The sequence below is a fragment of the Alteromonas sp. ABE4_545 genome (assembly GCF_056161325.1).
Window position 1 is genome coordinate 80,622 of sequence record NZ_JBSWYY010000011.1, and the last position, 15,729, is coordinate 96,350.

The 15,729-nt window shown below is 46.4% G+C and carries 13 protein-coding genes; 10 read left to right on the forward strand and 3 right to left on the reverse strand.

Features of this window, described 5'->3' with window-relative positions:
• The first annotated feature begins 83 nt into the window (after positions 1–83).
• Positions 84–470: a VOC family protein gene (locus tag ACXAH6_RS11875; protein ID WP_474877082.1), complete on the forward strand. Its 387-nt coding sequence runs from the start codon at positions 84–86 to the stop codon at positions 468–470.
• Between the two features lie 84 nt (positions 471–554).
• Positions 555–1,571: a 2-dehydropantoate 2-reductase gene (locus ACXAH6_RS11880; RefSeq protein ID WP_474877084.1), complete on the forward strand. Its 1,017-nt coding sequence runs from the start codon at positions 555–557 to the stop codon at positions 1,569–1,571.
• Between the two features lie 7 nt (positions 1,572–1,578).
• Here the strand turns inward: ACXAH6_RS11880 and ACXAH6_RS11885 are convergent, their stop codons facing one another.
• A complete protein-coding gene (locus tag ACXAH6_RS11885; RefSeq protein ID WP_474877086.1) occupies positions 1,579–2,799 on the reverse strand; it encodes an MFS transporter in 1,221 nt (406 codons plus the stop codon).
• A gap of 293 nt (positions 2,800–3,092) precedes the next feature.
• On the opposite strand from ACXAH6_RS11885, the gene ACXAH6_RS11890 reads away from it, so the two are divergent.
• Entirely contained in the window at positions 3,093–4,343 is a 1,251-nt protein-coding gene (locus ACXAH6_RS11890; protein WP_474877088.1) for a hypothetical protein, read from the forward strand.
• A 69-nt stretch (positions 4,344–4,412) separates the two neighbouring features.
• On the opposite strand, the gene ACXAH6_RS11895 is transcribed toward ACXAH6_RS11890, so the two are convergent.
• Positions 4,413–5,444, reverse strand: coding sequence for an MBL fold metallo-hydrolase (locus ACXAH6_RS11895; RefSeq protein ID WP_474877156.1), 1,032 nt, complete (start codon positions 5,442–5,444; stop codon positions 4,413–4,415).
• A 186-nt stretch (positions 5,445–5,630) separates the two neighbouring features.
• On the opposite strand from ACXAH6_RS11895, the gene ACXAH6_RS11900 reads away from it, so the two are divergent.
• The 5 genes from ACXAH6_RS11900 to ACXAH6_RS11920 all read left to right on the forward strand — a co-directional run bounded on the left by ACXAH6_RS11900 (position 5,631) and on the right by ACXAH6_RS11920 (position 8,906).
• A complete protein-coding gene (locus ACXAH6_RS11900; RefSeq protein WP_474877089.1) occupies positions 5,631–6,224 on the forward strand; it encodes a TetR/AcrR family transcriptional regulator in 594 nt (197 codons plus the stop codon).
• A 148-nt stretch (positions 6,225–6,372) separates the two neighbouring features.
• Positions 6,373–7,110 (forward strand): helix-turn-helix domain-containing protein, encoded by a 738-nt coding sequence (locus ACXAH6_RS11905; protein WP_474877091.1) that lies wholly within the window; start codon positions 6,373–6,375, stop codon positions 7,108–7,110.
• 42 nt (positions 7,111–7,152) lie between these two features.
• On the forward strand, positions 7,153–7,620 hold the full coding sequence (locus ACXAH6_RS11910; protein WP_474877093.1) for a carboxymuconolactone decarboxylase family protein: 468 nt from the start codon (positions 7,153–7,155) through the stop codon (positions 7,618–7,620).
• Positions 7,621–7,622: 2 nt separating this feature from the next.
• Positions 7,623–7,808, forward strand: a complete 186-nt coding sequence (locus tag ACXAH6_RS11915) for a YrhK family protein (protein ID WP_474877095.1) — start codon at positions 7,623–7,625, stop codon at positions 7,806–7,808.
• Positions 7,809–7,886: 78 nt separating this feature from the next.
• A complete protein-coding gene (locus tag ACXAH6_RS11920; protein WP_474877097.1) occupies positions 7,887–8,906 on the forward strand; it encodes a site-2 protease family protein in 1,020 nt (339 codons plus the stop codon).
• Positions 8,907–9,013: 107 nt separating this feature from the next.
• Here ACXAH6_RS11920 and ACXAH6_RS11925 read toward each other — a convergent pair whose 3' ends face one another.
• Positions 9,014–9,622 (reverse strand): Yip1 family protein, encoded by a 609-nt coding sequence (locus ACXAH6_RS11925; protein WP_474877099.1) that lies wholly within the window; start codon positions 9,620–9,622, stop codon positions 9,014–9,016.
• Between the two features lie 416 nt (positions 9,623–10,038).
• Here ACXAH6_RS11925 and ACXAH6_RS11930 point away from each other — a divergent pair, with 416 nt between their 5' ends.
• Together ACXAH6_RS11930 and ACXAH6_RS11935 are read left to right on the forward strand one after the other, a co-directional pair.
• Entirely contained in the window at positions 10,039–12,693 is a 2,655-nt protein-coding gene (locus ACXAH6_RS11930) for a family 16 glycosylhydrolase (RefSeq protein WP_474877101.1), read from the forward strand.
• A gap of 68 nt (positions 12,694–12,761) precedes the next feature.
• Positions 12,762–15,713, forward strand: a complete 2,952-nt coding sequence (locus ACXAH6_RS11935) for a TonB-dependent receptor (protein WP_474877102.1) — start codon at positions 12,762–12,764, stop codon at positions 15,711–15,713.
• The last annotated feature ends 16 nt before the right edge of the window (positions 15,714–15,729 follow it).

The window sequence follows — 15,729 nt, forward strand, 5'->3', positions numbered from 1 at the left end:
AAACTCTACTGACACTTACTGTCAGTAGTCAATGACTATGATGATTACTCGAACACTGATTGAGTCGAAATAAGGAGAGGAAAATGATTGGTTATGTTTTTATGGGTACGGCAGACTTAGCGAAAGCTGGCGCGTTCTACGACGCATTACTCGGAACAATTGGCGCAACGCGTTACATGGAAGAAGACGACTACTTTATTGCTTGGTCTCGCACACCAGAGGAAAGCGCTTTGGGGGTTACATTGCCATTTAATAAAGAGCCAGCGACGGTTGGCAATGGTAATATGACCGCGATTTATTTAGAAAACCCCGAGCAAGTTACGGCATTTTATAACAAAGCATTGGAGCTTGGAGCAACCAGCGAAGGTGCCCCTGGGTTTAGACCAGAGGAAGCAACCAAAGGCTTTTTTGCTGGATATTTCCGTGATTTGGATGGCAACAAGCTGAATGCTTTTTGTATGGTTGAATAGCCGGTTTGGGGGCTAAAAGGCTTGAATTTCGAAAGATTTACGCCCCCAATTATGTATACATAAGTCCCCCTGAGAGAAACTGAAATGCGTGGAAAAACAAAGGTCATGATTTTCGGTGCTGGTAGCGTAGGTTGTTACCTAGGGGGTTGCTTAGCTGCGACCGGAACCACAGTGACCTTGATAGGTCGCGAGCGTATACGCGACCAAATTTCACAATACGGGTTAACCGTAACCGATTGGAAAGGGCGCCGCGAGCACATTGCTCAAGATAGGGTGCTATTTTCCACTGAGCCGTCTGTACTTTGTCACGCTGATTTCATTTTACTGTGTGTGAAAAGCGCAGACACACTATCATCGGCAAAAATTATTGCCCAACATGCCAAATCAACAGCTGTAATAGTGAGTTTTCAAAATGGTGTGGTGAATGGCGAACTACTCCAGCAAAACCTGTCACACACTGTGCTAAAAGGCATGGTGCCATTCAACGTATTAAATAAAGGTAATGGGCAATTTCATTGCGGTACCGAGGGGGATCTCGCGATTGAAGACGCACAGGGTATAAGTGCAGACCTTATTGCGCGATTTACGGCGGCGCAATTACCCGTTTCTCTTTACCGGAATATCACGCCTGTGCAATACGCCAAATTGATGATGAACCTAAACAATGTTGTTAATGCACTGTCTGGATTACCACTGAAACAACAATTAGGAAATAGGGCGTATCGGCGAGTAATGGCGGTGGTGCTAGATGAAGCGCTCAACGTGTATCGAGCTTTCGGCATTAAACCCGCGAGAACGGGAAAAATAGTCCCGCAGTGGATGCCATATATTTTGCGATTGCCTGATTGGCTTTTTCGACTGGTGGCAGCTTCAACCCTGAAAATTGACCCACAAGCACGTTCTTCAATGTACGAAGATTTAGCACTTGGGCGTACCACTGAAATCGACTATTTGAACGGTGAAATAGTGAAGCTAGCCAAACAAAAACACATTCATGTACCGGTTAATGAGCATCTAATTCAATTGGTAAAAGCGGCGGAACTGAAAGCCAGTGGGGCGCCAGAACTGGCAGCCCATCAACTTTTCCCTAAAGGCCATTGAATTTGATTTAAGCGGCCATAGCAGTGCGCAGTCTTACCACTGGGCGTTCATCAATCAATAAGTGAATAAATGCTGTAATAAGTGCAATGATGCATGCTGACCACCATACTACGTCGTATGAGCCTGTCGAATCGTATAAGTAGCCTCCAAGCCAAACGCCGGTAAAGGAACCTAGCTGGTGACTTAGGAATACAAACCCATACAGCATGCCCATATAACGCAAGCCAAACATTTGTGCGACTAAGCCGGATGTGGGCGGTACGGTTGCCAGCCACAGAAGGCCCGTTGCGATAGAAAACGCATAGACCGACGTGGCGGTCATAGGAAAGTACATAAAGGCTGCAATCGCTAAGGCGCGCAACGCATAAATAATGGTAAGTAGTTTCTTCTTCGAGTATTTACCCGCCCACGATCCTGAAAGTAAGCAGCCAAAAATATTAAACAAGCCAATAAGTGCAAGGCTGGCTACAGCAACTTCAGAGGAAAAGCCCCGATCAGACAAAAAAGCGGGCATGTGAACCGTGATAAATGCGAGTTGAAAGCCACAGACAAAAAAGCCAGATACCAACAGCCAGTAGTGTGAATGCGCGCCGGCTTCACACAGGGCTTGTTTCATGGTTTGGGTGACGTCGTCAGTAGCAGATTGACCACCTTGAGAGTGATCTTGCTTAAAAGGCCCAGCGAGTAATATCATTAATAACGCACAGCCCGCCATGAGCAGTAAGGCATTGCTCCACCCATAAGCGGCAATAAATTCTTGTGCCACAGGCACGACATATAGCTGTCCCGCAGAACCAGCGGCACTGCCTAACCCCAATGCAAATGAACGTTTTTCTGGGCTCACCATTCTTGCCATGGCGGGAAGAACGACGCCAAAGCCGGTGGCGGCAATGCCCATACCCATTAGCATGCCAGCGCCGACATTAAGGCCCAATTCGCTGCCTGTTGTTGCAGTTACGTATAAACCGCCTGCATACAAAACGGCACCAAAACACAAGGTTTTCAGTGTGCCGTAGCGGTCTGCAACAGCGCCAGCAACCGGTTGAAATAAGCCCCACCACAAATTTTGTAGTGCTAATGCAAACGCAAAGACTTCGCGCCCATAACCAAATTCACTGGAAATAGGCCGCATAAAAAAGCCCATCGACGAGCGTAAACCAAAATTGAGTGATAACAGCACACAGGCGAATGCAATGGAAAGGCTGAGCAGTTTTACTGGGTTTGACATTGAGGCTTCCTGTAGTCAGTTCCGTGAACAGTAAGAGTCTGGCAAAAATGAAACCACAGTGTACGCTAATCCGGCACCCATCGGCAGCGAATTATCAGCCAAATTAACGATAGAAATGGTCAAGTACGCGCGATAATACCTAACTAAGATCTTTTTCATAGCAAGTTGTACAGATACCCAGTATTCTCATTTTTCACTTTCGCTGATTCGCTCTCATGCCCAGAAATTCATGGGGGAGAACGCGGTGACCTTAAATAAAAAAACAAAATAAAGCTGTTAAGGATAAACCCATTATGAAGCTTCGTGGTTCATTTGCTATCGCGTTTACGTTGTTGGTCAGTATGACAGTTAATGCCTATGACTTTGTTGACCTCACCGAATTTCCCGGTTGGTTCCAAGATGCCATGCACAGAGAAATAGACTTGGAAAAAACGTCAACGCTGAATATTCAAGACTTAGGTGTGAAGCAAAAAGTGCTAGGCAAATGGCGATTGGCAGCAAAAGGCGCTGATCATTGGTATTACATGGTTGATATTGGCTCTACTACACCCGTTGAATGTTATGTTTTTACCAGTTTTGACGGTGTTGCCACGTCGCTAAATTCGATAGTAGAACACAGCATTATGGCGACTGCCGAAGACGTAGGAAAAGACATCTCAGCCAAAGTGAATTACGCCATTGGTAGCGGCACTATTGGCAATACTCCTTATATTGCATTCGACACGCTATATAGCCTTGGTGAAGGGAATGAAAAGGTCAGTGCTTTACTTAAATCGGCGTCTGCTCAGAATTCACAGAGTTTACAAATTTGTGTGCACAATGAGTTGGGTTATCGAAAAACATTTGACGCTGTGTATGCCTCATTTATCGAAGCGTTCAATGCCAGTGAAACACGACAGGATTTTTTCCAAGTAGTTTACCAAATGGTGTTAAACGACATGCCGATTGGGTATAGCGTTGAGCGTTATGCACAAGATGAAGAAGGCGATATCTTCGGCCAGAAAGACGCGGCTTTCGTCATCCCCGTGGGGCAGGGAGTTGTTGCGACCTCCGACTCAATTTCTAATGGTTGGAGCAATATTAATGGCGCCTTGATCAACGCCAACGTGTTAAGTATTGAAAATGGAGAACTGGCGAACCAACTTACCGTGAGTTACCAAACCGATCATTGGCAAGTTGAGGGAGTGCAAAAAGGTGAAGAAATTAATGCCGCACTTGCCCATGATTCGTGGTTGCTCTCAAATTATGGTGCTTATGTTGAAACGTCAGCATTGCTGGCAACCGATTACGATATTGGTGAATACAGCGCATGGCTCCCCGAAGCGAGTGCAACCGAAGCCACCAAAGTTGTGATAACAGAAACAAGGGATGATCCAGGCGCTAATTTCCAGATTGAGATGGGGCCGTTGCAGATGAACTTTTTGGCTGATGACAAGGGTATTATCCAGCAAGGCTCAATTCAGCATGGTCCGGTTACAATGCAACTGAATTTGGTCTATGTGGAAGGCCAGCCACTTCTACAGCCAGTGGAACAACCTGAATAGCGTTGGCAATATTCTCGCAAAAATGCAAAGGGCAACCATGTGAGGTTGCCCTTGTTCGTTTGGGGGGATTTACTTGAGCGTTTTCCACCAAGCCGTGTGTGGGTAATTACCGCCTATTGATACGACCTCGCCAACGATAGGAGTGGCAAGTTGCACCTCGTTATCCAGCGCCGCTTGACTCACGCGATCTAGTGGCTCATACCAAGCGTGGAAAGCAAGGTCAAACGTACCGTTGTGAATAGGCATCATGACTTTGCCTTTTACGTCTTTGTGAGCCTGCACACTTTGCTCGGGTGTCATGTGAATATCTCGCCAATCTTTATCGTATGCACCTGTTTCAATTAAGGTTAGGTCGAACGGACCGAATTTTTCACCAATGGTTTTGAAACCGTCAAAATAACCTGAGTCACCACTAAAATAGAGACTTTGAGTCGGGGTTTTAATAACCCACGACCCCCACAGGGTGGCGTTACTGTCGCCTAAACCTCTACCTGAAAAGTGTTGCGTAGGCGCAAAAGTAATGGTGCTGTTTTTCACCGTTTGAGACTGCCACCAGTCAAAGCTGTGGATTTGGTGCGCCTGAATACCAAAGCGCACAAGATCACCTTCTACGCCAAGTGGTACATAGAAGTTTTCTACTTTGTCTTTGAGTATCTTGATGGTGTTTTTATCAAGGTGGTCATAGTGGTTGTGAGAAATCAAAACACGGTTAATTAATGGTAACTCGTCGATATTGATGGGTGTGTTTTGAAAACGCTTGGGGCCTGCAAAGCCAAATGGCGAAGCGCGTTCGGAAAAAACGGGGTCGAGTAGCCAATATTCCCCTTCTACTTTAAGAAGAAAAGAAGAATGACCAAGTTTTACCAGATGAATACCTTCATTCGGCAAGGCTGCGAGTGTTTTGGTTGTTATCGGCGCCATGGGTAAAGGGTTTTTGGGCGTGGTATCGACTCGTTTTTCCGTAATGAAGCGCCACATAATTTTCAGTGTTTTAGACAATGAATTTGGCTCTGTGGGCGTGTCATTAACAAATTTACCATCGTGATAATGAGATGAAACCGATAAATCAGTGATCACATCTGCATTTAAACTTTTAAGCATGAGCACGGCTCCAGTCAGCAAAATAAGGGTAAGGGCAACACCTAGGTATTTCATTATTGTCTCTTTGGTAAACTACACTGTGTAGTTTACTTTTGTCTTTTGGAAAGTAAACTGTTTAGTGTAACTTTTTGTGTCGTTAGGATAAGATGGCGACTTAGAAGGGATCGCCGAACAAAAAGCTGTGAAATGAAACTGTCAGATAAAAAACGATTACAAATTGTCGAAACTGCCGCCCGTTTGTTTGCTATTCAAGGGGTAGAGGGCACAAGCATGGACTTAGTTGCCTCTGAAGCTCAGGTGTCGAAGCGAACGGTGTACAATCACTTTTCCACCAAAACCGATTTGTTTCAGGCGGTGCTGGCGTCGATGTTTACCAAAGTCGACCAAGGTGAGCAAAGCGTTTTTGACCCGTCAATGCCACTGAAAGCGCAGCTTGTTACAGTTGCACAAAATGAAGTTAGCTTGCTTTCTTCTCTTGCTTACCTCGACATTGCCAAAGTGGCATTTATGCAAATGTTGCAAGACCCCGAATTAGCAAAATCACTGAATGGGCAATCAGTCGGGTGCCTGCGTTTTTTTGATGACTTTCTTAAGGCTGCCAATGATGCAGGCGTGGTGCAGATAGATGATATTCCGCTCGCGGCAAAGCAGTTTGTTTATCAACTGAAATCGCTCGTATTTTATCCATTACTTTATGGTGTGGCTGAAATTGGAGAGCTGGATTGTGATTATATCGTCGAAGAAACTGTAAAGTTATTTGTGGCGCGATACGCAGTTTAATGTTCCTGAGTACTACCAAAGGGAGCGTTTTTAACGCATAGTAACGGTATTGTAAATTGGCTTAATCTTATCGTTTATGGTGCCGCTTCCTACAGGTATTGTTCCTGCAGCCAGCTTTTCAGTGATCAAACCCGCGTGGTGGTCGATCGTGGCACCATTACGTCCTTGGCTACAAAGTATCTTCACCTTAACACCGTCTTCTGACATAAGCTTGGCAACCACCGATAAGCTGTATCCCGACGGTGGCGCCAGTTTGGTTTTTGAGCGTACTGGCTCGGTATTTCATTGCTTTTTCTTGTTCAATACCCAAATTTGCTCACATTTTTGGCGCAATGATGCCGAGTATATTTGTCTGCGGTTTTTACCGGGTGGTGTCGAAGCCTTGCTCAACCGAGAGTGGTTAGAGCAGCAAAACGCCATGATTGATGTACTCGATACACAAAACACCAGCCTGTTGAATTTGCTAGAGCAGATGGCTCAATCGCCCCTCGATGTGGTAGTGGAGCATATTCAAACTTGGTTACTTCAACAAGTAGGTAAAACAAAATTTGCCTCATCTCGTTTGTTAAAGTTAGTGGCTCACTGTTCTCAACAAGGCGTAAACCCATATGAATTCGCGCTACAACAAGGGATGACTCGTCGAACTTTAGAGCGCCATTGCAAACAGTTTATCGGTCTTAGCCCTAGTCAAATAGCAGGCTTTATCCGGGTTCGTAAAGCCAGAGAATTACTGACTCTCTCTGAGATTTCACTGAGCGAAGTAGCGCTTAGCGTGGGTTATTACGACCAGTCTCATTTTACCAATGTCTTTAAAACGGCAACCTTTGAAACGCCAAAAGATTACCGGGCGAGAAAATTGTCGCAAATTTCCAATTCTCACAGGTGAAGAGCTTTTAGTCTTATTTCCAGTAACGAACTGGAGATAAAAATGAAAGCACGTATTTCTCAAGACAAATTGTTGGAAACCTGTCCTCGTATATTCACCCATTTGGTTGAGTTGGGTAAAGTAACCCCAAACGGTCAATTAACTGCTGCGATAGTTCATTTGGTTAAATTGCGCGTGTCACAGATTAATCATTGTTGTTATTGCCAGCACATGCATGCTGAAGAAGCGCGACAAGATGGCGTTGCTCAAGAGCGATTAGATGTATTGCCAGCTTGGCGCGAAGCTCCGTGTTTTAGTCAAGAGGAACGTGCGGCTTTAGCGTGGGCAGAAGCGCTGACTTTAGTCGCGGATAAGCCGCTGTTGTCGTCTGCATTTGATGATGTGGTTGCGCAACTGGGCGAGTTAAATGTGGTTGAGCTCACCACGGTGATCTTAGAAATAAACAGTTGGAATCGCGTGTCTGCTGGTTTTGGCTTGCTCCCTGAAATGCGCACAATCCAAGGGGCGTAAACATGAGAACAACGGAGCAAAGGGCGGTATCTAAAATCAATCGGTTAAATTTTTTGGCCAGTATTAGCTTTTTTACAGGCAGTACTTTGTTTCTACCTGAGTTTGCCAATTACGCTACCGTGGGCGTGTATTTATTCATGCTGGGGTCGGCGCTCATGTTTGTGGATACGATTAAGACCAAATACTGAGTGGGTATTTGAGGCTATATCGCGAGACCTATATTGACGTATACTGATGCGACTTTTCTCAAGGTCTAGTCGTAATAAATGGAACGTTTACAGTGCAATATCGGTGAGCATGAGCTTACGCTTTTCTTAAAGCAGCAAACGCTGATTCAAGTTTTTTGTCAACAACAAGCCTTAGTTGTGGACAATCCAGCGCAGACTCATTATTACGAGTTTGAACTTGGCGGGCAGCGCATAGGTTTAGACACCACGCAGGTTGAAGCAAGACAAATGGATGTGTTTGTTAACGGAGAACGCATTCAAACTTTGGGGTTACCGGCGCGTCAGGAAGTGAAGTCGAAAGCCAGTTTAATTGGTCTTGCCGCGCTGGGGTTTAAACTCTTAAAAAGCGCCAAAGTTGTAAAAGCGGGTTTAGCGGCGGCGTCTGTAGCCGGCTATGCATGGTTATTTAGCTTTGAATTCGCCATTATGCTAGTGACATGTCTAGTGGTACACGAATATGGACATGTGCGAGCGATGCAGTATTTTGGCATAAAAACCAAGGGTTTTTACTTGATCCCTTTTGTTGGGGGGCTTGCGTTGTCTGATGAGAAGGTGACGACTCGCTGGCAAGATGTAGTGATTTCAATTATGGGGCCTGCATTTGGTTTGTTCACTTCAGTGCTAGGTGTTGTGCTCTATTATTTAACTGGCATGGAAGTGTTTGCTGGTGTGGCTGTATTAAGTGCGTTGGTGAATTTGTTTAACTTGTTGCCGGTATTGCCATTAGATGGTGGACATGTGCTTAAAAGCATCAGCTTTTCTATGCGCTCGTGGGTAGGGCTTAGCGTGTGTTTAGGCGGCATCGCATTGGGGCTATGGGTGAGCTATATATTCGGCCTGATGCTGCTGGTGTTCTTTATCTTTATTGGCTCATTAGAAGTTGTCTTTGAATGGAAAGAGCGCCACAACTCTCATTTAATCCCTCTCGACAGATATGGTCAGGTGTTCTCTGCGGTCATGTACGTGGTTGTTGTGGTGGGTCATGTTGGTGTAATGATGTTGTTTGCCAATTCTGATAGCGCGATTTTGCGCCTTCCTTTCACTATATTGTCACAGTAATACCACACAGGCACCGTGCGTTATTCGACCGTGCCTGCTTATTTCAAACCTTGTTGTGCACCAACCATGTTGCACAACAAGGATGAGTAAAGATGTGCTAATACGGCTTAAAAGAAATGCCACACCACACTGTGTTCAGACCCCATACTCCACAACAACACGACGATCGCCATGAGTATTTCGAGTATTAGTACGCCTACGCATAACGTTGAGGTTGAAATAATAAAGCCGCGCTTGTGGCTTATTCCTAGGAAATTTGGTGTACCGGCATACAGCAAATAAGCCGAGTAACACAGCCCTAATATACAGGCCAAGGCACATACCCAGAATATGGGGTAGATCGCCACAATACCACTTAGAAACAAAGGTGTAGCGACGTAGCCGGAAAATACAATGCACTCTTGTCGAGAAGGACGCAGTAATAGCTTACGTGTTTTCCAATGGAATAAAGTACCCACTGCCGCCACTGCTGCGAGAATTAATGCGTAAAAGGCAGCACCCAGCATTAAACCCGTGGTCAGCGAGATCTTAATAGCGGCTTCGCCGTCAAACGACCACCCGAATTGCGTGGTGCCAATGAAGGCGCTTACTACCGGAATTGCCGCAACCCAGAGCACATAATGTGTATACATATGCGACACAGTTTCGTGCTCACGGTTCATTGACTGCCATTCACGATCAGGATGGTGGATTAAACCCCAAATATGATTAGCCATGTATCACTCCTACGGTTGGTGTTAACATATAATTAACACACTTTCGAGGTGATTGCGTAGTTTTTTGTTCAAAAAATAGACGAGTTAATTTGGGGGGAATGAGGGGACGATGGAAATGGCGAGGGGTAATATATAAAAAATCTGGTTTTTATTCTTTCAACCATATGATTATTAATAATAATACTTTGAGTGTGAGCAAGTGTAACGGCTTCAGTAAATTTGCATTAACGGCTTACATCATCAATGAAGGTGAATTAATTGTTAATTTTTGTTTTACAGTGTGGTTATTATGTAATACTCTTTGTAAGCGCTTACAGGCGTTTTTTTATTTTTGTTATTGTAAGCGCTTACAAATTAGAGGGAGCCAAGCTCCTCACGGCAATTAAAAGTACCTAAGCTATATCGGGGCTGAACACATGAAAAATGCAGCAATAAAATTATCCCGGCTTGTCGCGGCTATTTCCACGGCAACACTCGTCGGGTGTGGGGGCAGTGCTTCCACCGATACCGATTTCACCACAGTTGACCCAACCGTACCCGTTTCTGATTGGGAGATGGTATGGAGCGATGAGTTCGACGGTGACAACATTGACGACAACAAATGGACTTATGAGATCAATTGCGCCGGCGGCGGAAACAACGAGCAGCAATGTTATACCGATAGTAGCGACAACGCATTTGTCGCCGATGGCATATTAAACATTGTCGCATTGCCCGCTGAAGATGGTGCTGAAAAGCCATATACCTCAGCGCGACTCAACACTCGCTACAAAGCCGATTTTAAATATGGTCGTTTTGAAATGCGTGCGAAGCTGCCGTCAGGCCAAGGTAGTTGGCCTGCCTTTTGGATGCTACCCACTGATTACGTGTACGGAGAGTGGCCCAAGTCTGGCGAAATTGACATTCTCGAAGCCGTTAATCTGAAAGCCGTTGCAGAAGACGGCACAGTAGAAGCAAATGTGCATGGCACATTACATTACGGTCGCGAGTGGCCGAACAATGAGCATACGGGCAAAGCCTATTTATTGCCGGATGGGATGAATCCAGCCGACGATTTTCATACCTATGCCATTGAGTGGCAAGAGGGCGAGATTCGTTGGTACGTAGATGACTATTTGTATGCAACACAGCGCCAATCTGAAGTGCGCTATAACAGCAAAGATGAACCTGTAGGGCTTGCGCACCGAGGTTGGTTTGCTGAGTATTACGACCTTGTATCTGGCGAACTTACCACTCATTGGGATGCCGCTCCATTCGATCAAGAATTCCATTTGCTGCTTAATTTAGCGGTTGGCGGTGATTGGCCAGAAAACGTAAACAACCTTGGTATTGATGCCGATGCGTTCGCCAATGGCCAAACTTATCAAATTGACTATGTGCGCGTTTATGAGTGTGCGTCAGATCCAAACACGGGCCGTGGTTGTGAAACCGTACGCCCAGGTTACGATGACTACGACGATGCGCTAGTCGAAGGCGCAGCGCCTATTCCTTCCCCGCCATCAACCGGCGTTGCACAGAACCTCACAATTTTTGGCGGTGAAGCCAACCCCAATTGGGCGGCATGGGATTGCTGTGGCGGTAGTACTCCCACGTTAGTTGCGGATGCTGACCGTGGTCAGGTTTACGAATTTTATGTTGGTGGCACGCCGACGGTAAATGGGTTTACTTCACGGGCCGAATTTTTAACGGATGAAAACGGCCAAGCCTCTCCCTTTGATGCCTCTCCTATGGTGGAGTCTGGCATGGTTAGCTTTGACATGAAAGTGGTGTCAGCGCCTGCGGATTCAAGTTCGGTATGGAAGTTTAAGATCGAAAGCGTGGGGGCATCAACGGCGGTTGAGCTGGATCTAAGCGCGAATGACAATGGCATACTTCCGGTTGTGGGTGAATGGCAAACTTATACGTTTTCATTGCAGGGGCTGGCCGATGCTGGCCTAAACGTATCTGCCATTGATGTGCTGATGATTTACCCAGCATGGGGAACTGGCAACGGTGCTGTTTATCAACTGGATAATGTGCAGATTTATCAAGAAGGCGGTGCGTCACCATCGCTGGTAGTGTTTGACGACCAAACCAATCCTGATTGGCCAATGTGGGATTGCTGTGGTGGGTCTACTCCTGTGGAAGCTATGGATGATGAAACTCATGGTATTACCGCAGAATTTACCATTGGGGCCACGCCAACTGTTATGGGCTTTATTACGCGTAGCGCCAATGGTGGTAGTGATATGCCTTTCGATGCGTCAGCCATTATTGATGAAGGGGTTGTGCAATTCGATATGAAAGTGGTGTCGGCGCCGTCGAATTCAGAAGCGACATGGTTGTTTAAAGTAGAGGCAGACGCTGCGGCTTCCGCTGCTGAATTTGGACTGGATGAAAGTGTTGAAGGGCAAACGCCCATCACCGGTGAGTGGCAAACCTATAGTTTTAAAATTAGCGACCTTGCGGCTGCAGGGCTAGATATTAGCGCTATTGACGTGTTGATGATCTTCCCTGCTTGGGGCATGGGCGACGGAGCGGTATACCGTGTCGATAACGTTAAAATTTACAACCCGAATGCAGTAGACACTGGCCCTGGTATTACCCTATTTGGTGACGCTGCGGCTGACCAATGGTCTATTTGGGATTGTTGTGGAGGCACTACGCCAACAGAAGAAACCGACGACGATGCCCACGGAACAGTTGCCCAGTTTATTATTGGTGCAACGCCGACAGTCATGGGTTTGTTGGCTGATGACGACGTTTACTTTGATGCGTCAGCATTACTTGCCAATGGTGTTGTGCGGTTCGACATGAAAGTGGTGAGTAACCCTTCAGACCCTGAGTCTTCTTGGTTATTTAAAATTGAATCAGGTGACGCCACTACCGCTGCTGAGCTTCCTCTAAGTGCCAGCCTAGAAGGTGTTGAACCGACGCTTGGTGAATGGCAAACCTATACATTTACACTGCAGTCTTTGTTTGATGCGGGCTTAGATATTAGCGCAATCGATGTCGTTATGGTTTTCCCTGCATGGGGTACGGGTGATGGCGCTGTGTATCGTATCGACAACGTCGAAATAACCAACCCGTAATGTAGGCGATGACACTGGCGAGGTTGAGCTCGCCAGATGGAAAAGATTGGACAGTGAGTAATGCAATCATGACAAATACAAGATTTACACAAACTCGCATAGCCGCTTCTATCGCGCTGCTATGCGGTACAACCGGACAGATGGCGGTTGCACAAGAAACACAAAATACAAACACTGGCGAACAAGTCGAAGTTATCGAAGTACAAGGTATTCGTGGCAGTTTAATTCGGGCCATGGATATGAAACGAGATGCCAATGGTGTGATGGATGCCATTTCAGCTGAAGAAATGGGCAAATTCCCCGATACCAATTTGGCTGAATCACTACAACGTATCACGGGTGTATCGGTAAGCCGGGCCAATGGTGAAGGCAGCCAAATTACGGTGCGTGGTTTTGGCCCCGACTTTAACCTTGTGACCTTGAATGGTCGTCAAATGCCGGGTACAGGTTATACCCGCTCTTACAATATGGAAAACTTGTCTTCTGAGGGCGTCAGCGCATTAGAGGTATTTAAAACGGCCAGAGCAGAATTGCCAAGTGGTGGGCTAGGGGCCACGGTGAATATTGTTACCACCAAACCGCTAGCTAAGCCAGGGCAGCGTTTTTCCGTCATGGGCAAAGGGATCTACGATACCTCAAATGAGATGGGCGATGACGTTACACCTGAAGTTTCTGCGGTGTACAGCAATACCTTCGCGGAAGAAACCTTTGGCGTGGCACTTTCCGTGTCGCATCAGCGTCGAGATTTTCAACGTCAGCAAGCGAATATACAAGGTTGGCAAGCAAATGTAGACCTTCCTGTATTAGATGATGAGTTTGTGACGGATGCGCGAGCAACCGACGCAGAGGGTAATAAAGTAGGAAATTACTTTTTCCCCAAAGACATGAACTACAGCATTGAGGATATTCAGCGCGAACGCACAAATGCGCAATTAACATTGCAGTATGCGCCTACGGATAATCTGGTGCTGACTATGGATTACACTGCCTCCAACGCGGTGACAGGGTACAACAGTATTGGCTGGGGGATTTGGAACGAATACGGCGGCAATATTAACGCCTACGAATTAGACGCCAACGGCACAGCTATTTATGCAGATATCAGTGGGAACGACGCTTCGTTTACCGCTAATCGCAATACCACCGAAGTCGACGCACGTTCAATTGGTTTAAACATTGATTGGCAAGTTAATGCCAATCTTCACCTTGCGTTTGATTATCACGACTCCACAAACGAAACCGACAACGGCGCAGACAATGGGTTAGGCAGCGCCGGTCAAGTGATCTTGGGCTCAGATCAACTCGAAAGAAAGATCTACGATTACCGCACCGGAGATATCCCCAGTGCATTGGTGGTTTGGAATAACGGCTCAAACGAGATAATGCCTAGCGAAATTGATTCAAACTTCAGTCAGTTTACCCACTCGCCTGGCGAGTCGGCGATCAAGCAAGCCCAGTTTGATGGTGATTGGTACAACGATGTGCTCAATGTGCCTATGACGCAAGTGAAGTTTGGCGTAGCGCGCACCGAACAAACGATGGGGGGCTACGAAGCTTGGAGTGGGTTACGTGGTGGAGCAGGGTTCAACCCCAGCTTTACTGAAATATTCCCCGATAGCATGTTCATTCGCCACGACACCAACGACTTACTCGACCAGTTTGCTGGTGGAGGCAGTAACTTAAGCCCCAACTATTACTATACCTTCGACTTTGATGAAGCCATTGCGCGCCAACTTGCTTACCTGAACGAAGACGTGATGGGCGATGACTATTACAGTATTGACCCTTACTTTGATGGAATTGACAGCGAAAGCTACGTTGAAGAAATTACTAACAGTGTTTATTTGCAAACCGACTGGGAGTTTGAAGTAGGCGACTATTTTGTATACCTCAATGCCGGTGTGCGTTATGAAGAAACCGACGTTACCAGCCGAGTACGTCAACGTGTTGAAACACAGGTGAATTGGGACAGCGCTTCTGAATGGATCATGCAATACGAAGCGGGCGGTACAGATAACTTCCTCACCCAAACCGGTAAGCACGACGTGCTTTTACCAATGTTTGACGTGCGAGTTGATTTAACCGATGAACTCGTTGGCCGTGTTTCCTGGGGCAAAACTATCGCGCGTGCGCCATTGGGGTTATTAGCTGGTGGCCGGTCGCTAAGCGGCAGCCCTAAACCGGGCGCTCGTACAGGAAGCCAAGGTAATACGAACTTACTGCCTTTCGAGTCGACAAATTTTGATTTGTCTCTTGAATACTATTACGGCGACGGCAGTTATGCCTCAATTGGATACTTCCGCAAGGACGTAGACAACTTCATACAAACAACGATCACAGAAACCACCATTGATGGTTTACACGATATTTTAAACGGTCCACGATATCTGCAAGCGGTCGCCGACATCGAAGCCAGAGGTGATCAGGTAACCAGTGACGCTATTTTCGCGCAAATGCTAGAAAACGGCCACGGAAATGCGAATGATAAGATTGAACCTACAGCAGATGATCCGCTAATGGTTTGGGATATCAGCCAACCGGCCAATACAGACAAGAAAGCCGTTGACGGTTTTGAAGTGGCTGTACAGCATTTGTTTGGCGAGACTGGATTTGGGTTAGGGGTGAATGCGACCGTTGTAGATGGCGACGTTAAATTTGATTCATCGTCATTGGACCAACAAGCGCCCCTCACTGGCTTGAGTGATTCAGCTAACTTCCAAGCTTTTTATGAAAAAGACGGTCTGTCAGTAAAGATCACGTATGCGTGGCGTGATGCGTACTTGATTGGGGTAGGCCAGTCTCAGGGGTCATCGGATGCACCACCACAGTTTGCTAAGTCTTATGCCCAATGGGATATGAGTATTAACTACGATATTGATGAGCACCTTACGGTTTTCGCCGAAGGGGTGAACTTGAATAACGAAACTGAACAAGGGTATGGTCGCTATGAAGAGCAATTTCTTTTTGCCCGTCAGTATGGGCCGCGATATACCCTAGGGGTGCGTTACAGTTTTAACTAACGATTTAGAAAGTCCC